The 23,171-nt window shown below is 66.5% G+C and carries 22 protein-coding genes and 1 pseudogene; 14 read left to right on the top strand and 9 right to left on the bottom strand.

All coding sequences use genetic code 11. The annotated features are described in order from the left end of the window. Window positions 1-19 precede the first annotated feature (19 nt). The 3 genes from AB4Z16_RS08705 to AB4Z16_RS08695 all read left to right on the top strand — a co-directional run bounded on the left by AB4Z16_RS08705 (window position 20) and on the right by AB4Z16_RS08695 (window position 1,145). Entirely contained in the window at window positions 20-289 is a 270-nt protein-coding gene (locus AB4Z16_RS08705; RefSeq protein WP_441510941.1) for a hypothetical protein, read from the top strand. 132 nt (window positions 290-421) lie between these two features. Beyond that, a complete protein-coding gene (locus AB4Z16_RS08700; protein WP_441510940.1) occupies window positions 422-697 on the top strand; it encodes a hypothetical protein in 276 nt (91 codons plus the stop codon). Between the two features lie 154 nt (window positions 698-851). Continuing rightward, the gene (locus AB4Z16_RS08695; RefSeq protein ID WP_441510939.1) at window positions 852-1,145 is read left to right on the top strand and encodes a hypothetical protein; all 294 of its coding nucleotides are present in this window, start codon (window positions 852-854) and stop codon (window positions 1,143-1,145) included. On the opposite strand, the gene AB4Z16_RS08690 is transcribed toward AB4Z16_RS08695, so the two are convergent. Then, a complete protein-coding gene (locus AB4Z16_RS08690; protein WP_441510938.1) occupies window positions 1,136-1,918 on the bottom strand; it encodes a tRNA1(Val) (adenine(37)-N6)-methyltransferase in 783 nt (260 codons plus the stop codon). The genes AB4Z16_RS08695 and AB4Z16_RS08690 overlap by 10 nt on opposite strands. Continuing rightward, window positions 1,911-2,123 carry a putative signal transducing protein gene (locus AB4Z16_RS08685; protein WP_441510937.1) on the bottom strand — a complete coding sequence of 71 codons (213 nt, stop codon included), beginning with the start codon at window positions 2,121-2,123 and terminating at the stop codon, window positions 1,911-1,913. The genes AB4Z16_RS08690 and AB4Z16_RS08685 overlap by 8 nt, the downstream gene beginning before the upstream one ends. 151 nt (window positions 2,124-2,274) lie before the next feature. Here AB4Z16_RS08685 and AB4Z16_RS08680 point away from each other — a divergent pair, with 151 nt between their 5' ends. Beyond that, window positions 2,275-3,291: a polyprenyl synthetase family protein gene (locus AB4Z16_RS08680; protein WP_441510936.1), complete on the top strand. Its 1,017-nt coding sequence runs from the start codon at window positions 2,275-2,277 to the stop codon at window positions 3,289-3,291. Window positions 3,292-3,385: 94 nt separating this feature from the next. Here AB4Z16_RS08680 and AB4Z16_RS08675 read toward each other — a convergent pair whose 3' ends face one another. The 3 genes from AB4Z16_RS08675 to AB4Z16_RS08665 form a co-directional block, all read right to left on the bottom strand. After that, a complete protein-coding gene (locus AB4Z16_RS08675; protein WP_441510935.1) occupies window positions 3,386-4,255 on the bottom strand; it encodes a 4-(cytidine 5'-diphospho)-2-C-methyl-D-erythritol kinase in 870 nt (289 codons plus the stop codon). A gap of 36 nt (window positions 4,256-4,291) precedes the next feature. Continuing rightward, window positions 4,292-6,058: a tetratricopeptide repeat protein gene (locus AB4Z16_RS08670; protein WP_441510934.1), complete on the bottom strand. Its 1,767-nt coding sequence runs from the start codon at window positions 6,056-6,058 to the stop codon at window positions 4,292-4,294. A 452-nt stretch (window positions 6,059-6,510) separates the two neighbouring features. After that, entirely contained in the window at window positions 6,511-8,190 is a 1,680-nt protein-coding gene (locus AB4Z16_RS08665) for an electron transfer flavoprotein-ubiquinone oxidoreductase (RefSeq protein WP_441510933.1), read from the bottom strand. A 173-nt stretch (window positions 8,191-8,363) separates the two neighbouring features. On the opposite strand from AB4Z16_RS08665, the gene AB4Z16_RS08660 reads away from it, so the two are divergent. The 5 genes from AB4Z16_RS08660 (at window position 8,364) to ypfJ (ending at window position 14,454) form a co-directional block, all read left to right on the top strand. After that, window positions 8,364-9,179 carry a uracil-DNA glycosylase gene (locus AB4Z16_RS08660; RefSeq protein ID WP_441510932.1) on the top strand — a complete coding sequence of 272 codons (816 nt, stop codon included), beginning with the start codon at window positions 8,364-8,366 and terminating at the stop codon, window positions 9,177-9,179. Between the two features lie 262 nt (window positions 9,180-9,441). Then, window positions 9,442-10,767 carry an MFS transporter gene (locus tag AB4Z16_RS08655; RefSeq protein WP_441510931.1) on the top strand — a complete coding sequence of 442 codons (1,326 nt, stop codon included), beginning with the start codon at window positions 9,442-9,444 and terminating at the stop codon, window positions 10,765-10,767. A 245-nt stretch (window positions 10,768-11,012) separates the two neighbouring features. Continuing rightward, entirely contained in the window at window positions 11,013-12,443 is a 1,431-nt protein-coding gene (locus tag AB4Z16_RS08650) for a cytochrome ubiquinol oxidase subunit I (RefSeq protein WP_441510930.1), read from the top strand. A 12-nt stretch (window positions 12,444-12,455) separates the two neighbouring features. After that, the gene (gene cydB / locus AB4Z16_RS08645; protein ID WP_441510929.1) at window positions 12,456-13,460 is read left to right on the top strand and encodes a cytochrome d ubiquinol oxidase subunit II; all 1,005 of its coding nucleotides are present in this window, start codon (window positions 12,456-12,458) and stop codon (window positions 13,458-13,460) included. Window positions 13,461-13,566: 106 nt separating this feature from the next. Next, window positions 13,567-14,454, top strand: a complete 888-nt coding sequence (ypfJ, locus tag AB4Z16_RS08640; protein WP_441510928.1) for a KPN_02809 family neutral zinc metallopeptidase — start codon at window positions 13,567-13,569, stop codon at window positions 14,452-14,454. 53 nt (window positions 14,455-14,507) lie between these two features. Here ypfJ and AB4Z16_RS08635 read toward each other — a convergent pair whose 3' ends face one another. Both AB4Z16_RS08635 and AB4Z16_RS08630 read right to left on the bottom strand, forming a co-directional pair. After that, the gene (locus tag AB4Z16_RS08635) at window positions 14,508-15,320 is read right to left on the bottom strand and encodes a universal stress protein (RefSeq protein WP_441510927.1); all 813 of its coding nucleotides are present in this window, start codon (window positions 15,318-15,320) and stop codon (window positions 14,508-14,510) included. A gap of 67 nt (window positions 15,321-15,387) precedes the next feature. Then, window positions 15,388-15,879 carry a hypothetical protein gene (locus tag AB4Z16_RS08630; protein WP_441510926.1) on the bottom strand — a complete coding sequence of 164 codons (492 nt, stop codon included), beginning with the start codon at window positions 15,877-15,879 and terminating at the stop codon, window positions 15,388-15,390. A gap of 117 nt (window positions 15,880-15,996) precedes the next feature. On the opposite strand from AB4Z16_RS08630, the gene AB4Z16_RS08625 reads away from it, so the two are divergent. From AB4Z16_RS08625 to AB4Z16_RS08615, 3 genes are all read left to right on the top strand, one after another. After that, a complete protein-coding gene (locus AB4Z16_RS08625) occupies window positions 15,997-17,190 on the top strand; it encodes a PA0069 family radical SAM protein (protein WP_441510925.1) in 1,194 nt (397 codons plus the stop codon). Window positions 17,191-17,397: 207 nt separating this feature from the next. Beyond that, window positions 17,398-18,009, top strand: a complete 612-nt coding sequence (locus tag AB4Z16_RS08620; protein WP_441510924.1) for a ribonuclease HII — start codon at window positions 17,398-17,400, stop codon at window positions 18,007-18,009. 306 nt (window positions 18,010-18,315) lie between these two features. Beyond that, complete coding sequence (locus AB4Z16_RS08615) at window positions 18,316-19,518, top strand: site-specific DNA-methyltransferase (protein WP_441510923.1); 1,203 nt, start codon at window positions 18,316-18,318, stop codon at window positions 19,516-19,518. A gap of 192 nt (window positions 19,519-19,710) precedes the next feature. Here the strand turns inward: AB4Z16_RS08615 and mutY are convergent. Both mutY and AB4Z16_RS08605 read right to left on the bottom strand, forming a co-directional pair. Further along, window positions 19,711-20,757, bottom strand: a pseudogene (mutY, locus tag AB4Z16_RS08610) (A/G-specific adenine glycosylase); the annotation flags it as partial. Window positions 20,758-20,928: 171 nt separating this feature from the next. Further along, window positions 20,929-21,477, bottom strand: coding sequence for a nucleoside deaminase (locus AB4Z16_RS08605; RefSeq protein WP_441510922.1), 549 nt, complete (start codon window positions 21,475-21,477; stop codon window positions 20,929-20,931). Window positions 21,478-21,883: 406 nt separating this feature from the next. Here AB4Z16_RS08605 and AB4Z16_RS08600 point away from each other — a divergent pair, with 406 nt between their 5' ends. After that, complete coding sequence (locus tag AB4Z16_RS08600; protein ID WP_441510921.1) at window positions 21,884-22,381, top strand: DUF721 domain-containing protein; 498 nt, start codon at window positions 21,884-21,886, stop codon at window positions 22,379-22,381. Between the two features lie 154 nt (window positions 22,382-22,535). Then, window positions 22,536-23,156: a DsbA family protein gene (locus tag AB4Z16_RS08595; RefSeq protein ID WP_441510920.1), complete on the top strand. Its 621-nt coding sequence runs from the start codon at window positions 22,536-22,538 to the stop codon at window positions 23,154-23,156. The last annotated feature ends 15 nt before the right edge of the window (window positions 23,157-23,171 follow it).

The following is a 23,171-nucleotide window of genomic DNA, read 5'->3' as shown; positions in this document are numbered from 1 at the left end:
AATGAAGGAGTTATAGCCCATGTTGACAACCCGCATCATTGCCGCCGCCTTTGGCGCGGCAACCTTGCTCGGTGCCGCCATGAGCAGCGCCCCCGCTTCCGCTGTTCCGATTTCGGCTGGCACGGCGTTGGGCTCAGGCGCCGAGACCGGTCTCGTCCAGCAGGCCTGGCACCAAGGCCGCCCGCATTACGGCCCGGGCCGACCGCATGTCCGTCGCTGCTGGACCGAATCCCGCCGCGTCTGGAATGGCCGCCGCTGGATCGTGCGCCAGCAGCGCATCTGCCGCTAAGACGGCCAACCGCCTCGATGAAGGCAAGCTGAACGGCGCGGTTTCGCGCCGTTCAGGTGTGACGGCCTAGCTTCGCACAAGGGACGACAAGTCAGCCATCGGCACGGCCGGCGGCAATCGATGGAGAACACGATGTTCCGGACAACGCTTCTCGCCGCTGCCGTGACAGGCGCGCTCGGCGGCTTCGCCATGATGGCCGCCCCGGCCTCGGCAGCACCGGTCGCCGCTCCCGCCGGCCAGACGGCGCAGGCCGGCCAGGGCCTGATCGAGCAGGCTCAATATTACTATCGCGGCCCGCGCCGGAATTATGGCCCGCGCCCCTATTATCGTCCGCGCTGCTTCTGGTCGGAACGGCGGGTGTGGAACGGCTGGCGCTGGGTGGTCCGCCCGGTGCGGGTCTGCCGCTGAGGTTGACGCATTGCAGCCATGATTCGCGGCTCAATGAAGGCTCGCTGAACGGCGCGGTTTCGCGCCGTTCAGGTTAAGGGGGATAGTTTCCCCTCCCATGGACGGCGTTGGTCAGCGCAAGCGAGACCGTCGACGCCATCGCACGGAGGATATCATGTTCAAGACGATGCTTTTCTCCGCCGTGACGGCCGGCGCGCTGGGCATTGCAGCCCTCACCGCCGCCCCGGCTTCCGCGGCGCCGGTCGCGGCTGCGCCGAAGGTCGATCTCGCAGGCGGCATGGTGCAACAGGCGCAGTACTATTACGGCCCGCGCCGCTATTATGGCCCGCCGCGCCCCTATTACGGCCCGCCGCGCTACTACGGCCCGCGCCGCTATTACGGTCCGCGCTATTACGCGCCGCCGCCTCCGCCGCCGATCTTCGCGCCGCCGCCGCGCTACTACTGGTAAGAGTCGAGGCGCGCCCGCCCACGATGCACGGCCTCGCTCTCGGCCGTGAACCGGCCATCAGGTTCATTGATCACGAAAGCCGGCAGCAGCTCTGCCGGCTTTCTGCTGTTCAGCACCGCCGTGACGATAACGCGAATCGCTGGCTTGTCGGCGACGCCGTAGACCGGCCGGATCGCGACGGCACCGAAGCCGGAGGCGAGGCCGGCGAGCAGATCGGGCAGCGCCTCGGCCCGATGGATGATCGCGAGCAGGCCGCCCGGCTTCAGAGCCCGCCGCGCGGCACGTAGCCAGGGCCCAAGATCGCTCTCCGCCACATGGGCCGCCCGGCGGTTGGCAGTCGGCGAGGCACGCGTCCCGCCCTGCGGATAGAAAGGCGGGTTCATCGCGACCGCGTCGCAGGAAGCCGGCTTCAGTCCCGCCACTTGCAGTTCGGCCGCCGGCGCTGTGACGTCTGCCGCGATGACAATCCCGCGATCTGCCATGCCATTCAATGCCAAGTTCTGCGTCGCCAGAGCCGCCAGTTCCGGGTCGCGCTCCAGCAATGCGATCCGCAATGCCGGCCGCAGCAGCGCAGCCGCGAGCGCCACCGTCCCGACGCCCGCGCCGATATCGAGGAGCGTTCCGCCATCGAGCACGGGCAGCGCAGCCGCGAGCAGGATGGCGTCGGTGCCGGCGCGGTGGCCCTTGCGCGGCTGGCGCAGGCGAAGCCGGCCGTCGAGCAGCCGATCCTCGACGATTTCACCCAACGCAAACGGCGTCTCCACCTCACTCATTGCGCAGCTCGGCTCCGTAGCCGGCTTCGACCAGAAGGGCCCGCGCCCGGCGCTTATCCGCCTCGCGCACAAGGAGCCGGCGTGGAAAGGCGCCGGTCATGCCCTCGAGGGCGCTGATATGCTGGTCTGCGATCAGGCAATCGAGCCCGGCCGATTCCAGCAGGGCCTCGACGGCGCCGAGCAGGATGAGGTCGTTGGTGCGCATGAGTTCGTGCATCGCCCCATGGAGCCCAACCCGCCCCCTTCGCGCAAGCTGCGGCGTCGCGACGGTTTGCAGGGGCTGGCGTCCCATGCAACGGTTGTGGCATGGCTGGCGCGCGTCGTGCCGGCGCAGGGATCGGACTCGGAGTGCTTCTGTGGGTGTCGTCGTCTCCCTTGAGGAACGGGAATCGAATCAGGCGAGCATCGAGCCGCTGGTCGCGTTGACGCGTGCCGATGTGGAGCGGGTCAATGCGATGATCCTGTCGCGCACCGGCTCCGAGGTCACGATGATCCCGGAGGTCGCGAACCACCTGATCTCCTCCGGCGGCAAGCGCCTGCGGCCGATGCTGACGCTCGCCATGGCCGATCTCTGTGGCTATCGGGGCGAAGGCCATGTCAAGCTCGCGGCTTCCGTCGAGTTCATGCACACCGCGACGCTGCTGCACGACGATGTCGTCGACGAGAGCGACATGCGGCGCGGCAAGCTCGCCGCCCGCATGCTCTGGGGCAACGAAGCCAGCGTGCTGGTCGGCGATTTCCTGCTGGGCCAGGCCTTCAAGATGATGGTCGAGGTCGGCTCACTGCGGGCGCTCGATATTCTCTCCACGGCCGCGGCGGTCATCGCCGAGGGCGAGGTTCTGCAACTCTCCGTCGCCAAGAACACCGAGACGACCGAGGACGAGTATCTCTCGGTGATCCGCGGCAAGACGGCCGAGCTCTTCGCCGCCGCCTGCGAAGTCGGCCCGGTGATCGCCAATTCCTCGAAGGCGGACGCCGCCGCCTGCCGCAGCTACGGGCTCAATCTCGGCATTGCCTTCCAGCTCATCGACGACGCGCTCGACTATGGCGGCGTCGCGGCGAAGCTCGGCAAGAACACCGGCGATGATTTCCGCGAGGGCAAGATCACCCTGCCCGTCGTGCTCTCCTTCCGCCGCGGCGACGAGACAGAGCGCGCCTTCTGGAAGCGCACGCTTCAGGACGGCGAGATCCGCGAGGGCGACCTGGAAGAAGCACGGGCGATCATGCGCCGGCACAAAGCACTCGACGACACCATCGCGCGCGCCGAGCATTATGCCCGCATGGCCAAGGATGCGCTTGGCCTGTTCCCAGCCTCGCCGATGAAGCAGGCGCTCAACGCCGCTGTCGATTTCTGCGTGGCGCGGGCGCACTGAGGCGGCATAGGTCCGGGCCTTGACCCGTCCCTCTCAGAAACCAGCCTTTTTCTGGGAGAGTTGCTCGGGGCAAGCCCGAGCATGACGGACGACGTCAGCGCAGCAGAGTCGGCTTCGCCCACCAGCCCGGCTGTGTCTTTGCCAACGCTCGTGACGCATCGGCGCTAGCCCTGCAATCGTCGAACAGGGCGAAGCAAGTCGCGCCGGAGCCGGACATGCGCGCCACTCGGCAGCCCGGCAATTCCGCTAGCCGCTCGAGAACGAGGTCGATCACGGGTGCGACATGCCTCGCCGGAGCCGCCAGATCGTTATCGGAAGCTGCGAGCGCGTGGTGGAACGCCCCTGTCGACACAGAATCAGGCGCGGTGCGCGAGACCGCGATCTTTTGCCCCGGTGTCAGGCCCAGAGCGCGGAACACCGCGGCCGTCTCGACCGGAACGCCCGGGTTGACCAGCACAGCGAAGAGTGGCGGCAGGCGGAGCACCGGCCCAAGCCTCTCACCGATGCCGGCCATCAGCCGCGCCCGCGATTCGAGGCAGACCGGCACGTCGGCGCCGATCTTTGCCGCGATGTCCAGCAGGACCTGATCGGTTTGAGCGATGCCGTTCAGCCGCGCGACGAGGCGCAACGCCGCGGCCGCGTCAGCCGAGCCGCCACCGATCCCCGAAGCGACAGGCAGTCGCTTGACGAGATGGAAGCGCCCCAGACGCAGGCCTGGACGGGCGGTCGCGAGCGTCCGCGCAGCACGCAGGACGAGGTTGTCGTCCGCGTCAGACAGCCCCGCCGCGCGCGGGCCGGTGATCGACAGAGATAGCGGCGCATCCGGCTCCAACGTGAGCTCGTCACCAACCCCGGCGAAGGCAACCAGGCTTTCGAGCTCGTGATAGCCGTCCGCGCGCCGGCCCAGGACCCGCAGGTCGAGATTGACCTTGGCGCGCGCACGCGTCGTCAGCGGTAGAGCCACGGCCGCTCCCGGTTCAGCCCGGCGACGGGATCGGCGTCAGCCGCCGTCCTTCTTGGCGTCGTCGGTCACGTTGGCGGACGGGCCTTCCAGCCCGTGCTCGATCTTGCGTTGGATCTTCTCGAGATCCTCCGGCTCGGGCTTGAGATCGCGCGCGTGATTCCACTGGAACTTCGCCTCGAGCTGGCGGCCGGTGCGCCAATAAACATCGCCGAGATGGTCGTTGATCACCGGGTCCGAGGGGCGCAGCTCAGCCGCGCGCTCGATCTCGCGCGCGGCATCCTCATAGCGCCCGAGCCGGTAATAGGCCCAGCCGAGCGAGTCGATGATGTAGCCGTCGCGCGGACGCAGCTCCACGGCGCGGCGCAGCATGCCCAGTGCCTCGTCGAGCTTCAGATGCTTGTCGACCAGCGAATAGCCGAGATAGTTCAACACCAGCGCGCGCTCGCGGCCGAGCGGATCGGGCAGGAGTTCAAGAGCCTTGCGCAGATCGGCCTCGGCCTCCGGCCAACGGTTGATGCGTTCCCGGGCGATGCCGCGGAAATAGTACAGATCCCAGTTGGCGCGGCCGGGGGACGCGAGCTTGTCGATGGCCTTGTCGTAGGCGGCGGCCGCCTCGGCGAACTGCTTGCGCGAGCGATAGATGTTGCCGAGCGCCGCGAGCGCATCGACATCGTCCGGCCGCTCGGCGATGACCTTCTCCAGGTGCTTCACCGCCTCATCGGGCTTGCCTAGGTTCTCCAGCGCGAGGCCCGCCTGGATCTCGGCGTTGGACCGCAGCGGCGAGGAGGCCGGCATCTTGTCATAGACCGCGACCGCGTCCTCGGGCTGGCGAGCCCGCTCGAGGATGTCGCCCAGCGTCAGGATGGCGAGGTCATGGCCGGGATCCAGGTAGATCGCCATGCGCAGATAGAGAAGCGCTGCGGCTTCGTCGCCCTGCCGGTTGCCCGCGCTGGCGAGCCCGTAGAGAACTTCGGCCGCGCCCTGCTGCGCGGTCTGGATCTGACGCGGCGGTGCCTCCTTCTTCGACACCAGCGACATGCCTTCGCGGATGATCGGATGATTCGGCAGCAGCCGGTCGAACTCGGCGTAAGTGACTGCCGCGCCGGCAAAATCGCCGCTGCGGGCCTGGAAGCGCGCCCAGAGGTCGACGAGGCGCAACGTGGTCTTCTCGGCGTCGTAGGCGGCCTTCAGCCGCTTTTCGGCCTCGGCCTTGCGCCCGGCTGCGTCGAGAATCAGGCCGGCATGATAGTCGCGGAAGAGGTTGTAGGAGGGCTCGCCCTTCAGACGCTCCAGCGTCTCGATGGCGCGCTTGGCGTTACCCGATCCAAGGTAGGACCAGGCGGAGAGCAGCGTCGCCGTGATGTCGGCCGCCCGGCCGCGACCGCCGCGCTGGAGGTGATTGCGGGCGGTCTGGTAGCTCTTCTGCTTGATCGAGCGGATGCCGATGACGAGCTGCGCCAGGCCATTGCTCGGATCCTGCTGGATCAGCTTGTCGGCGGCGCGGAAGGCGTCAGGCATGGCGCCATCGGCGAGAAAGGCGACGAAGGCGCGCTCCAGCAACTCGCTGTTGCGCGGATCTTCCCGCACGGCTTCGCGCAGATAGACCGAGGCCGCGCCGAGATCGCGCGAGGCGCCCGCCACGATGGCGGCGAGATAATTCCCTTCGAGGCTGTCGGCTGGCTCCAGCGAATCAGACGAACGCGGCGCGGTCGCTCCCTGGGCCGCAGCGGCCACGGGCAAGACCATCAACAACGACAAGGCAGCAGCCGTACCGGAGGCACGCACCTTCTTCAGAAATGTCACGACTGCTGTTCTCCCTCGGTCCGCCGCCCAAATGCTCCGGGCGCTCCTTCGGCGGACCGTGATGGCTCGCGTAGGCCGCCAAGATGGCGGTTTCCGGGCGGGCGGGCAAGCGGGGCCCTGCGCGAATGCGGCGGCTTCGTAGCGGCGGCGCAACAGTCCCCGAAGACCCGTTTTTCCCGGAGGCGTACAGCGAGAAAACATTGTCCGCCGGCACAAGGATAGCGACTCTCTATCTCCCCTGCTTGCAGCTCAGGCAGCGATCATTGTCGGGACCGTTCCGAGGATGAAGACTGATCTGAACTCTGCCGCAACGGCTCTTCTCTTCGGCTTCGCCGCGGACAAGCCGGAGCCGGCAGCTCCGGCCGTGCGCAAAGGCCGAACCACCATTTCCAAGCATGAAAGGGCGCACCTCGCAGCGCGCCCTTGTTCGCAGGACTCTCAGAGAGAGCCGATCACATATTCGCGTAGCCGGGCCCGCCGCCGCCTTCCGGCACCGTCCAGGTGATGTTCTGGGCGGGGTCCTTGATGTCGCAGGTTTTGCAGTGGACGCAGTTCTGCGCGTTGATCACGAAGCGCGGATTGCTCTTCGTCTCGGCATTCTCGTAGACGACCTCGTAGACGCCTGCCGGGCAGTAGAGCCGTGCCGGCTCGCCATAGACAGGCAGGTTCTTCGCGATCGGAACCGACGGATCGGTCAGCTTCAGGTGAGCCGGCTGGTCTTCCTCGTGATTGGTCGAGGAGAGGAAGACCGATGACAGCTTGTCGAAGGAGATCTTGCCGTCCGGCTTCGGATAGGTGATCGGCGTCACCTCGGCGAGCGGCTTCAGCGTCGCGTAGTCGGGCTTTCCGTGCTTCAGCGTGCCGAAGGGCGACCAGCCGAAGAGCTGGTTCAGCCACATGTCGACGCCGCCGAGCCCGATGCCGATGAGCGTGCCGAACTTCGACCAGAGCGGCTTGACGTTGCGGACGAGCTTCAGGTCCTTGCCGATGGCGCTGTCTCGCCAACTCGTCTCGATCTCGACGACCTCGTCATGGCTGCGGCCCGCCTGGAGCGCCGGCACCAGCTTCTCGGCCGCCAGCATGCCCGACAGGATGGCGTTGTGGCTGCCCTTGATGCGGGGAACGTTGACGAAGCCCGCGGCGCAGCCGATCAGCGTGCCACCCGGGAAGGTCAGCTTCGGCACCGACTGGAAACCGCCCTCGGTGATGGCGCGCGAGCCATAGCCGATGCGCTTGCCGCCCTCGAAAGTGTCTCGGATCAGCGGATGGGTCTTGAAGCGCTGGAACTCGTCGAAGGGCGAGAGAGTCGGGTTCTGGTAGTTCAGATGCACGACGAAACCGACCGAGACCAGATTGTCGTCGAAATGATAGAGGAAGGAGCCGCCGCCGGTGCCATTGTCGAGCGGCCAGCCGAAGGAGTGCTGGACCCGGCCCTTGTGGAACTTCTCCGGCTTGACCTGCCAGAGCTCCTTCAGGCCGATGCCGTATTTCTGCGGCTCGCGGCCGGCGTCCAGGCCGAATTTCCTGATCGCGATCTTGGAGAGCGAGCCACGCGCGCCCTCGCCCAGCAGCGTGTAGCGGCCGCGCAGCTCCATGCCGCGGGTGAAGCGGTCCGAGACGGTGCCATCCTTGGCGATGCCCATGTCGCCGGTCGCGATGCCGGCGACAGAACCGTCCTCGTTGAACAGCAGCTCGGCGGCGGCGAAACCGGGATAGATCTCGACGCCGAGCGCCTCTGCGCGCGCACCCAGGAACTTCGCGACCAGCCCGAGCGAGCCGACGAAATTGCCGTGATTGTTCATCAGCGAGGGCATGCCGAAATTCGGCAGGCGAAGACCGCTCGGCTGGGTCAGGAAATAGAAGACGTCTTCCTTGACCTCTGTGGTCAGGGGGCGCTCGGGATCGTCGCGCCAGTCGGGCACCAGACGGTCGAGGCCGATCGGATCGATGACGGCGCCGGAGAGGATATGGGCGCCGACCTCGGCCCCCTTCTCGACCACGACGACCGAGATGTTCTCGTCGAGCTGCTTCAGCCGGATCGCAGCCGCCAGACCAGCAGGACCGGCGCCGACGATGACGACGTCATAGTCCATGCTCTCGCGCGGTTCGCTCTGCGCTTCCTTGAGATCCATCCTGCCCTCCGCCTTGGCAACCCGCGTCGCGCGATTAGTTTATATATGAACTATTATGCCGACTCGTTCAACGCTCGGCTTCCGTCCAGTCTGGACCCCTCTATCCAAGTGCCCGTTCCATTTTGCAACTGCGTTGGCTCGCGAAGCGGCGTTGCAGCGTATAGGATGCGGCCATGAGCCTGTCCGATACAGCCGGCCCCGACGCGCCAGACCCTTACGAGATTTTGAGCTGGTACGCCGAGATGGGCGTGACCGAGGCGCTCGACGAGGCGCCGCGCAATCATTTCGCCGAGCCGCCCCCCTCCGCCGGCGCCGGCCAACCTCGCCTGCGCTCGTTGCCGGGCCGTCCGGCCGCTCCCGCCCGGCCGATCGCGGCGGCCGCCACGGCGCCCGACGACGCAACCCTCAACGCCCGCGCGCTGGCCCGCGAGGCGCGCACGCTCGACGAGTTGAAGGAAGCGCTCGCGAAGTTCGAAGGCTGCGCCTTGAAGGCGACAGCCAAGAATCTCGTCTTCGCCGATGGCAACCCGGAAGGCCGGGTGATGATGGTAGGCGAGGCGCCGGGCGCCGATGAGGACCGGCTAGGCTTCCCCTTCGTCGGCCGCTCCGGCCAATTGCTCGATCGGATGCTGGCCTCGATCGGCCTCAGCCGCCAGAACGACGTCTACATCGCCAATCTCCTGCCCTGGCGTCCGCCGGGCAACCGCACGCCGACGCCGCAGGAGGTCGCGATCTGCCTGCCCTTCATCCAGCGCCAGATCGAGCTCGCCGACCCCGACATCCTGGTCTGTGTTGGCGGCCCCTCGGCGCAGGGGCTGCTCGGCTTCAGCGGCATCCTGCGCTCGCGCGGGCAATGGGTGGAATACGATACCGGCTCGCGCCGCATTCGCGCCATTGCGACGCTGCACCCGGCCTATCTCTTGCGGCAGCCGCTGCAAAAGCGCCTCGCCTGGCGCGACCTGCGCGCGCTCAAGGCTGCGCTCGCATAGGCTCCCGGAACCGAAGTCGGGCCGCCAAATGCGGTGATGGAGGAACCGGAAATCTCGCCAAAGTCCCACTTCGAAATCTCGGTTTCCGGCAGCAGCTCCGCATCACGAGGCCCCGAATGGCCGGAATCATGCGCGGTCGATCAATTTGAAGCGATTGCCCCGCGGCCAAGGCATGAGAAATAGCCGTTTCCGGCGATTTGCGATATAATATCACTTGATTTTGCAGCGGCCTGCGCGGTGAACCAATGCGTGGAGGCTGACCATGGCTGTCATCGATCTTGGCGCCGGCATACTGTCCGAGCAAGAGCATGATAGGCAACTGCGGCGTGCCATCGTCGCAAGCACAATCGGCACCGCAATCGAATGGTATGATTTCTTCCTGTACAGCACGGTGACCGGTCTTGTCTTCGCGCGGCTGTTCTTCCCGCGATCGGAGCCGCTCGTCGGCACGCTCGAGGCCTTCGCCATCTATGCGGTCGGTTTTGTCGCCCGGCCGATCGGCGCGGCGATCTTCGGCCATTATGGCGACCGCATCGGCCGCAAATCGACGCTGATCGCCACGCTCATGCTGATGGGAATCGCGACATTTCTCGTCGGGCTCGTCCCGACCTATGAGAGCATAGGCATCTGGGGCGCAATCATCCTGACGGTGCTGCGCTTCATTCAGGGCGTCGGGGTGGGCGGTGAATGGGGCGGCTCCGTGCTGCTCTCGATGGAATGGGCGCGGACAGCCGATCATCGCGGCTTCATCGCATCCTGGCCGCAGTTCGGGGTGCCTTGCGGCCTGTTCCTCGCCAATCTGGCTGTCCTCGCCTTCAGCTGGCTCTCCGGCGACCAGTTCCTGACCTGGGGCTGGCGCATTCCGTTTCTGCTGAGCCTCGTGCTCGTCGCGATCGGCCTCTGGATCCGGCTCGGCATCATGGAGACGCCGATATTCCGCAGGCTCGTCGCCGAGAACAAGGTCGAGCGCGCGCCGATGCTGGAGGTGGTTCAGCGCCACCCCAAGGAGATTCTGCTCTGTGCGTTGCTACGCATGGCTGAGCAGGCGCCCTTCTACATCTTCACCGCCTTCATCTTCGCCTACGGCGTCGGGACGCTGAAGGTCTCGCGCGATTTTCTGCTCGTCGCCGTGCTGGCGGCCTCGGTCCTGTCCTTCGTCTCGATCCCGCTCTTCGGCCACATCTCCGATCTGATCGGACGCAGGCGCATGTATATGATCGGCGCTGCGGCGACCGGCGCCTTCGGTTTCATCTATTTCGGGATGCTCAACACCGGCTCGGCGCTGTTGATCTTCCTGGCCATCGTGATCTCGCTGGTGCCGCATGACATGATGTATGGACCGCAGGCGGCACTGATCGCGGAATCCTTCACCGGCCGCCTGCGCTATAGCGGCGCCTCGCTCGGCTATCAGCTCGCCTCTGTGATCGCCGGCGGCCCGGCTCCGCTCATCGCCGCCTGGCTGTTTGCCAAGTATGGAACGGCCTATGCGATCGCCTTCTACATTCTCGCCTGCGCAATCCTGAGCCTGATCGCGACAGCCTTGATGAAGGATTATACCGGCAGGGATATCGAGGGCGAATACGAGTAGAGGCAACGTCTCCGCGCGCCCAGAGAACCATTCCGTTTGGGTGCAACAGTGCGCGCAGTTCCGCGCCGGGACGGTTGCACGCCGAGGTTGCAGGCCCCCTCCCCTGCGACATCACGACCGGCGACTGCGACATCCGCGCCTCTCGCCCAGCCTCGGATTTGACTAATCTGGCCGAGAGCGACGATGCTGCCTTCGGCAGGATCGTTTCAAGCCGCCCCGAGGCGGTAGCTGGCCGGAGTCTTGCGATGGAAATCGACGCTTTTCAGCTTTCACGCATCCAGTTCGCTTTCACCGTTTCATTTCACATCGTCTTTCCAGCCTTCACCATCGGGCTATCCGCCTATATCGCGACACTGCTCGGCCTCTGGTTGAAGACGGGCGACCAGAAGTTTCATCTGCTCGCACGCTTCTGGACCAAGATCTTCGCCGTATCCTTCGCGATGGGCGTCGTCTCCGGCATCGTGCTGTCCTATCAGTTCGGTACCAACTGGAGCCGGTTCTCGACGGCCGTCGGCAACGTGGTCGGCCCGCTGATCGGCTACGAGGTGCTATCGGCCTTCTTCCTCGAGGCCTCCTTCCTCGGCGTGATGCTGTTCGGATGGAAGCGCGTGCCGCCCTGGCTGCACTTCACCTCGGCGGTGATCGTCGCGGGTGGCACGGCGCTCTCGGGCTTCTGGATCCTCTCGGCCAATAGCTGGATGCAGTATCCGGCTGGACACGAGGTGCGCGACGGCATCGCCTATCCCGTCGACTGGGTGAAGATCGTCTTCAATCCGACATTCCCGCTGCGCTTCGCCCATATGATGACCGCGGCCTATCTGACGACCGCCTTCGTCGTGCTGGCGACCGGCGCGCGCCATCTGCTCGCCGGGCACCGCACAGAATCGGCCAAGACGATGGTGCGGATGGCGATCCTGATGATCGCGCTGACGGCGCCGCTGCAGGCGGTGATCGGCGATTTCCACGGCCGCGACACCGCGACCTACCAGCCGGCCAAGCTGGCCGCGATCGAGGCGCATTGGGATTCGTCCAAGCCCGGCGCCCTCGTGCTCTTCGCCTGGCCCGACGAGAAGGCCGAGCTCAATCGCTTCGAGGTCTCGATTCCCGGCGTCGCCAGCCTGGTCACCCATGGCAGCATGAATGCGCTCTTCCCGAGCCTGAAGGATTTTGCCGTGCAGGACCGGCCGCCGGTTCTCATCCCGTTCTTCGCCTTCCGGGCGATGGTCGGGATCGGCGTGCTGATGATCCTGTTCGGCTGGATCGGCGCCTGGCTCTGGCGCAAGGGCACAGTGTTCGAATCGCGGCGCTGGCTCTGGATCGCCCAATACACCTGGCCCGTCGGCTTCCTTGCCATCCTCTCGGGCTGGTTCGTCACGGAAGTGGGCCGCCAGCCCTGGCTCGCGACGGGCATCATCCGCTCGGCCGATGCCGTCTCGCCGGTGACGACCACCCAGGTCGCGATCTCGCTCTTCCTGTTTGTCTGCGTCTACTCGGTGGTGTTCACGGCGGGCATCCTCCTGATCAACCGCCTGATCGACAAGGGACCGGACGAGATCGCAGGCCCGGACGCGCCCGAGCAACCCTCGAAGCGCACGCTCAAGGCCGTGCAGGGCGAAGCCGCCACCATCTTCGGCGACGGCCAGCCCGGCGACGACAAGATCCAGCCGGCGATCTGAGGAGCCACGACGATGGAATGGTATCTTCCGGTCATCTGGGCCGTGCTGATCGGCACCGCCGTGATGCTCTACGTCGTGCTCGACGGTTTCGACCTCGGCATCGCCATCCTGTTCCCGACGACGAAGGACGAGGGCGAGCGCGACCAGATGATGAACTCGGTCGCCCCGTTCTGGGACGGCAACGAGACGTGGCTGGTGCTGGGCGGCGGCGGCCTCTGGGTCGCCTTCCCGCAGGCCTACGCCATCATCATGCCGGCCTTCTACATCCCGATCACGCTGATGCTGCTGGCACTGATCTTCCGCGGCGTCGCCTTCGAGTTCCGCTGGGTGGCCAAGCCGCATCACCGACGCTGGGACTTCGCCTTCTGGCTGGGTTCGGCCGTCGCTGCCTTCTCGCAGGGGCTCGTGCTCGGCGGGCTGATCCAGGGCGTCACCGTCAAGAACGGCCAGTTCGCCGGCGGGCCGCTCGACTGGCTGACGCCGTTCACGGTGATGTGCGGAGCCGGTGTCATCGTGGGCTACGCCCTGCTCGGCGCGACCTGGCTGCTCTACAAGACCGACGGCCCCGTCGCCGAACGGGCCCGGCGGCAGGCGAAGATCCTGTTGCTGGGCCTCCTGGCCTTCGCGGCGCTGGTCTCGCTGTGGACGCCCTATGCCCACCCGCGAATCGCCGAGCGCTGGTTCACCCCGGCCAATCTCGTCTGGCTCTGGCCGTTCCCGCTGCTGACGGCGCTGTGCGGCTACCTCGCCTGGCGGCGGCTGCATGGCGCGCATGAGTTCACGCCCTTCGCGTTGACCGTCGCGATCTTTCTGCTCTGCTTCGTCGGGTTGTCGATCTCGAACTTCCCCTATCTGGTGCCGCCCGACATCACGATCTGGGACGCGGCGGCCGCACCCTCCTCCCATATCTTCGTGCTGATCGGCGTCGCTTTCCTCCTGCCGATGATCCTGTTCTATACGGCCTTCGTGTACTGGACCTTCCGCGGCAAGGTCAGGGTCGACAGCGGCTATCACTGAGTGAGAGGATAACGATCAGGCTTCGTTCAGGCGGGGCCTGCAAAGACGACTTGAGTTCCCCGCATCTCCCGGCGAGATTGCGGGGCGTTTCGTCGAGGAACCGTCCATGCAGTGGGAAGACTATCGCCAGTCCGAGAATCTCGAGGACCGGCGCGGCGGCGGCGGTGGCGGCGGTTTCGCCGGCATGCCTGGCGGGCGCGGCGGCATCGGCATCGGCACCATGGTTGTGCTCGGCCTTCTCGGCTGGGCGCTCGGCATCGATCCCCGCCTGCTGATCGGCGGCGCCGAAATGATCGGCGGCATTGGCGGGCGCGAGCAGACGCAGGAAACCCGCCGCTCTTCCGGCCCGCCGCAGGACCAGATGGGCCGCTTCGTCTCGGCCGTGCTGGCGCAGAACGAGGACGTCTGGTCGAAAATCCTGCCGCAGCAGGCCAATATCCGCTACCAGCCGCCCCGGCTCGTGCTGTTCTCCGGCGTCGACCGTTCGGGCTGCGGCACGGCGCAATCGGCGATGGGGCCGTTCTACTGCCCCGTGGACAAGAAGGTCTATCTCGACACCTCCTTCTTTCAGGAGATGCAGCGCAAGCTCGGCGGCGGCGGCGACTTCGCCTATGCCTATGTGATCGGGCACGAGGTCGGCCACCACGTCCAGAACCTGCTGGGCATCCTGCCCAAGGCCAACCAGATCCGCGAGCGTTCCTCCGAGCGCGATTCGAACGCGATCTCGGTCAGGATCGAATTGCAGGCCGACTGCTTCGCCGGCGTCTGGGCGCATAATATCCAGGCGATGGGCCGGATCGACCAAGGCGATATCGAGGAAGCTATCCGCACCGCCTCTGCGATCGGCGACGACAAGCTCCAGCGGGCGGCGCAGGGCGTAGTCGTGCCGGATTCCTTCACGCACGGCTCGTCGGCGCAGCGGACGAAGTGGTTCAACACCGGCTTCCAGTCGGGCTCGCTGCAGAGCTGCGACACCTTCCGGAACCCCGTATAGGCATTCGCACACGGATCCTTCGAACAGCCGAGCCGGTGAGCCGACGCCGGCGATCAGGCGCCGGGCGCGATCAGGATATCGGCCCGGACCGTGCCCAAGATCGTCTCGGCCGTGCTGCCGATCACCGCTTCGGCAAAGCCACCCTGCCCGTAGCGGCCGACGACGACCAATTCTGCTCCGGCCGCGGCGCGGCAATGCTCGATGGCCGCGGCGGCATTGCCCTCGACGCTCTGGGTGCTGAGCCGCGTGATGAGGCTCTCGGGAAGCTTTGCCGCGTCGAGGAAGGCCTTCATCCCGGCCTCGGCCTCCGCGCGGAGGAAATCGCCCTTGCCTTGAAAATCGGTCCTGGGGCCGGGGCCGGGATGGGCATGAACCAGCAGGAGGCGCGCCTGCGGAAACAGTTCCGCAGCCGCCAGCAGAGCCCGGCGCGAGCCCTCCGAGAAATCCGTGCCGACGACAATCGTGCCGTAAGGGCGATCGGCGCGCCGGCGGACGATCAGGACCGGAACAGCCGCCCTGCGAACGATATAGTCAACGGCCGTCCCGACAACGTAGTCGCGGACGTCGTTGTAGCGCGCGACGCCGGTCACGATCAGTCCGCTGCCCCGCTCGGCGGCGACCTTGGCCAGCACGTCCGGCAACGAACCGTTACGGACCAGCAGTTCCGCCTCGCCGGCCGCCGAGGGCAGCTCCTCGCGCCAGGCCTCGGCCGCAAGACCGGCGCTCCCCTGCTCCGTCGCATTCGTGACATGCAGGATCGCGAGCTTTGCCTGCCATCCGCGCGCCAGCAGCACTGCGCGTTCCGCAGCCCTGTCGGTGCGCGAGGACAGATCGCTCGCCAGAAGAATCTCGCCCGGTATCGTCATATCAGCCTCCCGACGCCTCCAGCTTAGGAGGCACGCGGCCCGATGTCATGCCGCCTCGGACACCGCCCTACCCTGCGCGCTCGCGCCACACCGGCAGGCGCTGCGGCGCCTGGTCGAGGCGCCCTTCCAGGACCATCGCCTTCGGCAACACGAGCCCGGACCGGAGCCTGCGCCCGGCGAAGGACAGCGCGACGCGCTCGCGCAGCGCAGCGCCGACTGCGTGAAGCGGTATCAGGGCCGGCAGATCCGGCGTGAGCAACAGATAGCGCTCCACCACCAGCGCCCAGTGCGCCTGCGGCACGTCGCCGGCCTCGAACAGCACGAGCCGATCGCCGCGCGCCGCGGCCGCCCCACCCTGCCAGGCCGCGGCCGGGCCGGTGCGCAGATAGCATGCGCCGGTCGTGTCCGCGGCACGCTCGAAATCGGGAGCGCCGACCGTATCCACGATCACCGCATGACCGAGCAGCCCTTCCGCCACCGCCGGGATCAGCACGGCCAGCGTGGCGGCGAGAGCTCGTGGGGAACCATCGGCGCGGATCACGGCTGTGAGCATACGCAAGGTTCTATGCCGCAGCGCAGCACGCCGCAATCCGGCTCTTGCATTTTGTTCTTGTTATGTTCACTCTATCCGAGATCACAAAATGCCGATTCCCGGCAGTGAACCGGTTCGAAAGCCATGCCACAGGCCAGACCCACCGAAAGGCCCTATCCATCGGCCCAGCCGCTGCGGCGGCACGACAGGGAGCCGACCATCTCGGCGCCAGTCGTCGCGCCGGCCGACCCGCTCGCCTATGCCGGCCACCGCATCGACCCGGAACGACGGCGCGGGCGGGGCGCCACCGTCAATCCGGGAGGGCGCTACGAAGCGGAGCAGCGCGTCACCGAGGATGATGGCTGGGGCTCGCTGGAAGAGTTGCCGCCGTTCAAGACCGAGATCGCCTATGAGAAGGCGCGCAACATCATCACGCGCAACGACTCGCCGGACATCTCCTTCGACCGTTCGATCAATCCCTATCGCGGCTGTGAGCATGGCTGCGTCTACTGCTTCGCGCGGCCGACCCACGCCTATCTCGGCCTCTCGCCCGGCCTCGACTTCGAGAGCAAGCTGACGGCGAAACCCGACGCCGCGGCACTGCTGGAGAAGGAACTCTCCTCTCCTTCCTATCAGCCGCGCACCATCGCGATCGGCACCAATACCGACGCCTATCAACCGATCGAGAAGAAGCTGAGGATCATGCGCCAGATCCTGGAAGTGCTCTCGAAGTTCAACCACCCGGTCGGCATCGTCACCAAATCGGCCCTGGTCCAGCGCGACATCGATATCCTCGCCCCGATGGCCGAGAAGGGCCTGGTCAAGGTCGCGCTCTCGGTCACGACGCTCGATCCCAAGACGGCGCGGGGCATGGAACCGCGCGCCGCCTCGCCGCCGAAGCGGCTCGAGACGATCCGCAAGCTGTCGGAAGCCGGCATCCCGGTGACGGTGCTGGTTGCGCCCATCGTACCGGCGATCAACGAGCATGAGATCGAGCGAATTCTGGACGCCGCCAAGGCGGCGGGCGCGCAGGAGGCCGGCTATGTGCTGCTGCGGTTGCCGCTCGAGGTGCGCGACATCGTGCAGGAGTGGTTGCTGACGCATCATCCCGACAAGCTTCGGCATGTGATGTCGCTGATCCGCTCGACCCGCGGCGGCAAGGATTATGATTCGCAATGGGGACAGCGCATGGTCGGCTCAGGTCCCTATGCCTGGATGATCGGTCGGCGTTTCGAGCTTGCGGCCGAGCGTATCGGCTTCAACACGGCGCGCCGGAGGCTGCGCACCGACCTGTTCGTAAGGCCCGAGAAGGAAAAGGCGCAGCTGAGCCTGTTTTGAATGGACACGCGCGGAGGTCGTACCGGGCGCAACGAAGCGTAGAACCGCGATCCATTCCGGAGCGCCTCTGATTGCCGGAGCGCCTCTGATTGAAGGCTTGGGCATGGATCCCGGATCGGCGCCGCCCATGGCAGATTGTCCGGGATGATGGTGGAGGAGGACGACAGCGGTCTAGCTCGCGGCGGCACTCTGTTGCATAAGCCCGCCATGCCCGCTGATTTCAGCCGCGAGACACACGCCATCGCTAACGCCCTCTGGCCGCTGGCCGGCATTGACGAGGTTGGGCGCGGGCCGCTCGCCGGCCCGGTCGTGGCGGCGGCCGTCATCCTCGATCCGGCCCGCGTGCCGCATGGGCTCGACGATTCGAAGAAGCTGCCGGCACCGATCCGCGAGGAGCTCTTCGGCGAGATCATGGAGCGGGCGCTTGCAGTGGCTGTCGCCAGCGCCACAGCGGTCGAGATCGACGCGCTCAACATCCGACAGGCGACGCTGCTGGCGATGCGCCGGGCGATCGCCGCGCTGCCGCTGGCGCCGCTGCATGTGCTGGTCGACGGCAACGATCCGCCGCAGATGAGCTGTAGCTGCGAGGCGATCATTCAGGGGGACGGTGCCGTGGCCTCCATTGCGGCCGCATCGATCGTCGCCAAGGTGACGCGCGACCGAATGATGGCGCGGCTGTGCCGGCGCTATCCGGCCTATGGTTTCTCCGGCCATGTCGGCTATGCGACGCCGCAGCATCGCAAGGCCATCGCCGAGCACGGCCCCTGCCCCGAGCACCGCTATTCCTTCGCCCCGGTGAAGGGCGTCTGGTTCCGGTAAGGATTGCCTGGCGTCATTCTCGGGTGAAGCGAAGCCCGGACCCGAGAATCTCAGACAGAAGGAGGCCCCAGGGCCGTCCTCGGCAGGAGATACCGGGTCAAACCCGAGCATGACGGGAACCCTGCCAGATTGCCCTAGCGGCAATCCGCGGGTTAACGCCCGTTTACGAATTTCCCTTGTTTGCCAACGAGCTAGGCAAAATCTGCAGCCCCAAAACGGGACGCATTTTTTTCAAAGCGGAAACCCGGCCTTTACCCTGTCCGGCCAATATCGCGCTCGTTGAAGTTGCGTAACGGTCTTGGCGTCATGGGTATCTCGCGTACCGGGACCGCCAGCGCTCCCGTCCGGATTCAGGTTTCGCGTACCGGACGGCCAGCGCTGGGGGCTCGGATGAAGGCCAGGAGCCTTCCCGAACAAATCGGCGTTCCGCAGGAACTGCCGCTCGATCAGATCCTCGTCGGCGACTGCGTCGCGGCGATGAACGCCTTGCCGCCGGCAAGCGTCGACCTGATCTTCGCCGATCCGCCCTATAACCTCCAGCTCGGCGGCGATCTGCGCCGGCCCGACGACAGCCTCGTCGATGCCGTCGACGACGACTGGGACAAGTTCGCCTCATTCGCCGATTACGACGCCTTCACGCGCGCCTGGCTTGCCGCCGCGCGCCGCGTGCTGAAGCCGGACGGGGCGCTGTGGGTCATCGGCAGCTACCACAATATCTTCCGCGTCGGTGCGACGCTGCAGGATCTCGGCTTCTGGATGCTGAACGACATCGTCTGGCGAAAAGCCAATCCGATGCCGAACTTCCGCGGCCGGCGCTTCACCAACGCCCATGAGACGCTGATCTGGGCGGCGCGCGGCGAAGCTTCGAAATACACCTTCCACTACGAAGCGCTGAAGGGCGGCAATGACGACCTGCAGATGCGCTCCGACTGGTATCTGCCGCTTTGCACAGGCGATGAGCGCCTGAAGGACGCTGGCGGCGCCAAGGTGCACCCGACGCAGAAGCCGGAAGCCCTGCTTGCCCGCGTCCTGCTCTCGGCCTCCAATCCTGGCGACGTGATCCTTGATCCGTTCTTCGGCACCGGCACGACCGGCGCCGTCGCCAAGGCGCTCGGCCGCCATTTTATCGGCCTCGAGCGCGATGCGACCTATGCCAAGGCTGCGCGCGAGCGCATCGCCGCGGTGACGCCGCTGGCGCCGGAAGCCTTCTCCACCGCGCCCTCCAAGCGCAGCGAGCCGCGCGTGCCGTTCCTCAGCCTGGTCGAAGCCGGGCTGGTGAAGGCCGGCGAGACCGTCCATGACGAGAAGCGGCGCCACAAGGCCGTTATCCGCGCCGACGGCACGCTGATCCTCGGCCCTGCCGTGGGCTCGATCCACAAGGTCGGCGCGCTGGCACAGGGCCTACCGGCCTGCAATGGCTGGACCTTCTGGCATGTCGAGCGCGAAGGCGGGCTGACCGTGCTCGACGCGCTGCGCGGCGAGATCAGGGCGCAGATGGCGGCGGGCTGACCGCCCGCCGGCCAAAACTCCTGCCATCATTCGTTCAGAGGATGCGCGCGCCGGCTGCGCGCCCACTCTGGCTCGTGAGATCGTAGCGGGGCTGTCATGGCCACCATCCTGAAGAACGGCTCCCGCGGCGCTGAGGTCAAAAAGCTTCAGGACGATGACGATGACCTATCGCGTCTTCGAGCGGTAGAGCCCCGCGCGCTCGACGACCTTCAGCATGACGCTCGGCAGCGGCTCGCCGGCAAGATTCGCCAGCTTTGTGAAGCGCATGCCAGCGGGAGCTAGAGTCCGCTCCGGAACGCTGCCGGTGAACACCGTCAGTTCCAAAGGGAAATGCGTGAAGACGTGGCGCACCGGCTCGGCCAGCCGGGTCCAGCGCAGGGGCAGCGGCGCATCCTGCGCGGCGCCGTCAAGCTCGTAATCGGCGCGCCATTCGCTGGTCGGCACCTCAGCCATGCCGCCAAGCAACCCCTTGGCGGGGCGCGTGCGCAGCAGGATGGCCCCATCGGCACGGGTCAGGACGAAGGCAGCGCCGTAGCGGATCTTGCCCGCCTTCTTCGCCGCCTTGCGCGGAAAGCTCTCCTGCATGCCGTCCGCCCGCGCCCGGCAGGGATCGCGCCAGGGGCAGAGCCCGCAGGCCGGGTTGCGCGGCATGCAGATGGTCGCGCCGAGATCCATCAGAGCCTGCGCGAAATCGCCGGGCCGATCGATCGGCAGCATCGCCAGAACCTTCTCCCGGATCAGCGGCCGCGCGCCCGGCAGTTCATCGGCGATGGCGAAGAGCCGCGTCATGACGCGCTCGACATTGCCGTCGACGGCCGCGGCCGGCCGGTCGAAGGCGATGGCGGCGACCGCTCCGGCCGTGTAGGCGCCGATGCCCGGCAAGGCCCGCAGCCCCTCCTCCGTATCGGGGAAGCGACCGCGGTGATTCTCGGTGACCGCGCGGGCGCAGGCGTGGAGATTGCGGGCACGGGAATAGTAGCCGAGGCCGGCCCAGGCCTGCATCACATCCTCGGAAGGCGCTTCGGCAAGGGCCTTTACGGTCGGGAAGCGCGCCATGAAGCGCTCGTAATACGGTTTGACCGCCGCGACCGTGGTCTGCTGCAGCATGATCTCGGAGGCCCAGACACGATAGGGATCAGGGCGCTCGCCCGCCACGGCGCGCCAGGGCAGCGCGCGGCGATGGCGGTCATACCAGGCGAGCAGATCGACCGCGCGGGCCATCGGAACGGAGGCGTCCATGCGCCGGGTTTAGCGCGAGGAGCCGACGTCGCGAAAGGCCGAACAGTCGCTGGGATCGAAAACGGGCGTCAGTCATTGCGCCCCGGTCCCGCTTTCGCGGAGCCGGATCATTTCTGTCCTCGGCCTTCTGACTTTCCGCGGCCGCATAGCGGCCGGTCTCGACCACGCGCCTCAGTAGGGGTGACGATCCGTCTTGTTGGTCCACGCCGCATAGGCTTTGAGACCAACCTCTCGCTCGAAGTTCTCGGTCACCCTGATCCGCCTGTCGCCCCACGGCTTGGCGAAATCCTCGTATTGGAACGCGTCGTCGAAGCCGATTGCGCTGGTGTCCTTCAGGCTGGCGGCAAAATAGACGTGGTCGATGCGAGACCAGTAGATCGCGCTCATGCACATCGGGCAGGGCGCGCCGTTGATGTAGATCTCGCATCCCTTGAGCATGCGCGCGCGCTCTGGCACCGGATCGGGAGAGCCTGCCTCGCGCGGGATCATTTCCAGGATCGTGCCGGCACCGTATTCGCTGCCCAGCAGCGCCTTGGGATTGAGGCGGGCCGAAGCATCCATGATCGCGGTGACTTCGGCATGGAGGACGGGAATGCCGGTGAGGAGCACGCGGTTCTGGCCGCGTCCGATGATTTCACCGTCTTTGACGATAACGGCGCCGAAGGGACCGCCCCATCCCTTCTCAACCGATTCGATCGCGAGCCGCGTCGCCTCTTCCATGAATTTCCGCTTTTCCGGCGAAGGCGTAGCGGCGACAGCTTCGACGGCAGGCAGCGCCATCGCACCGGCAGCGCTCAATGCGACGGCCGCCGTGAAGAACTGGCGGCGGTTCGGATCATCGGGCGCATCGCAGCCGAGGGTATGAACAGTGGCGCAGGAGCAATTCGGCATCGCATTCGAACCTTCAGGCGTAGGCCCAACTCAAGCCGAGTACGTCACCGCCCTCGGCGACAGTTCCCGCCGGACCTGCCATTGCGGCATTTAGCGCTGAAATGCTGTAGGCGAGTTAATTTCAACTGTCAGTTTCAACCCGGTGAGGCAGAAATGGCCACGCGTTCGGACATGATGATGCCCCGCGCCGCGCAATCGACTTGCCAGGCCGCCGCCCGCTCGCGCAAACTGAGCCATGGCCGCAAAGCACCTCGCAGAGCTGATCGACGACTGCATCGCGCCCGCGCTCGCCGCGCAGGGCTTCGCGGGGCGTGCCGTCGTTTCGCTCTGGCCTGAGATCGTCGGCGAGAGGCTGGCGGCGCGCTCGCGCCCGCTCAAGATCGACTGGCCGCGGCGCCGGCCCGCCCCTGGCGAGGCGACCGAGCCGGCAACGATGGTCGTGCGCGTCGAAGGCGCTTTCGCGCTGGAGATGCAGCAGCTCGGCCCCTTGGTGATCGAGCGGGTCAACACCCATCTCGGCTGGCGCGCCGTCGGCAAGCTCGTGCTCAAGCAGGGGCCGGTCGCCCGGCCCGTGGCGCCCAAACCGGCGCCGAAGCTCAACGAGGAAGCAGCGGCGCGGATCGACGAGCAGGTCGCCTGCGTCGCTGACGAGGGCTTGCGCGAAGCGCTGGCGCGGCTCGGCCGGGCCGTCGCACTCAGTGCGAAAACGCGAGACCATGACACGGCTTCGTGAGCAATGCGCGCAGCGGCACGATGTGCTCTTGCCACAATCGCGCTGGCCTCTATAGAGCGATTCATCGCATTTGCTTCAAGCGAACGGGTGTCCGCTTCGCTTGAAAATACTCAAGCTCCGCAACCGCTTTTGGACCTTTCGGGGATTGCTCACGATGACGAACAGGCGACAGCTCCTGACCGGCGCAGCCGGTATCGCGGCCGCCGCGCTCGCCGGCGTTAACGCCGTGCGGGCACAGACCAAGCTTCCCGATGCCGGCCCGCTCGGCGATGTCTGGCTGGGCTCCCCCGACGCCAAGGTCACGATCGTCGAATACGCCTCGATGACCTGCTCGCACTGCGCGCATTTCCACGAGACGACCTGGCCGGAGCTGAAGAAGAAATACATCGACACCGGCAAGGTGCGCTTCACGCTGCGCGAGTTCCCGCTCGACCCGCTGGCGACGGCCGGCTTCATGCTCGCGCGCTGCAACGGGAACGACAAGTTCTACCCGATGACGGACCTGCTCTTCGCGCAGCAACGCAACTGGGCCTTCACCGAGAAGCCGGTGGACGCGCTGGCCACGCTGGTCAAGCAGGCCGGTTTCACACAGGAATCCTTCGAGGCCTGCTTGAAACGGCAGGATATCTATGACGCCGTCACAGTCGTGAAGGATGGCGGGGCCAAGGCTGGCGTGGATTCGACGCCGACCTTTTTCATCAACGGGCAGAAGCGTTCCGGTGCGCTCTCGATCGCCGAGTTCGACAAGATCCTGGAGCCGCTCCTCGCCAACTGAGGGGCCTCCCATCCG

Source organism: Allobosea sp. TAF32, from assembly GCF_052113585.1.
Classification (GTDB): Bacteria; Pseudomonadota; Alphaproteobacteria; order Rhizobiales; family Beijerinckiaceae; genus Allobosea.
The sequence above is the reverse complement of the archived record's forward strand: the minus strand, read 5'-3'. Positions and strand labels throughout refer to the sequence as shown.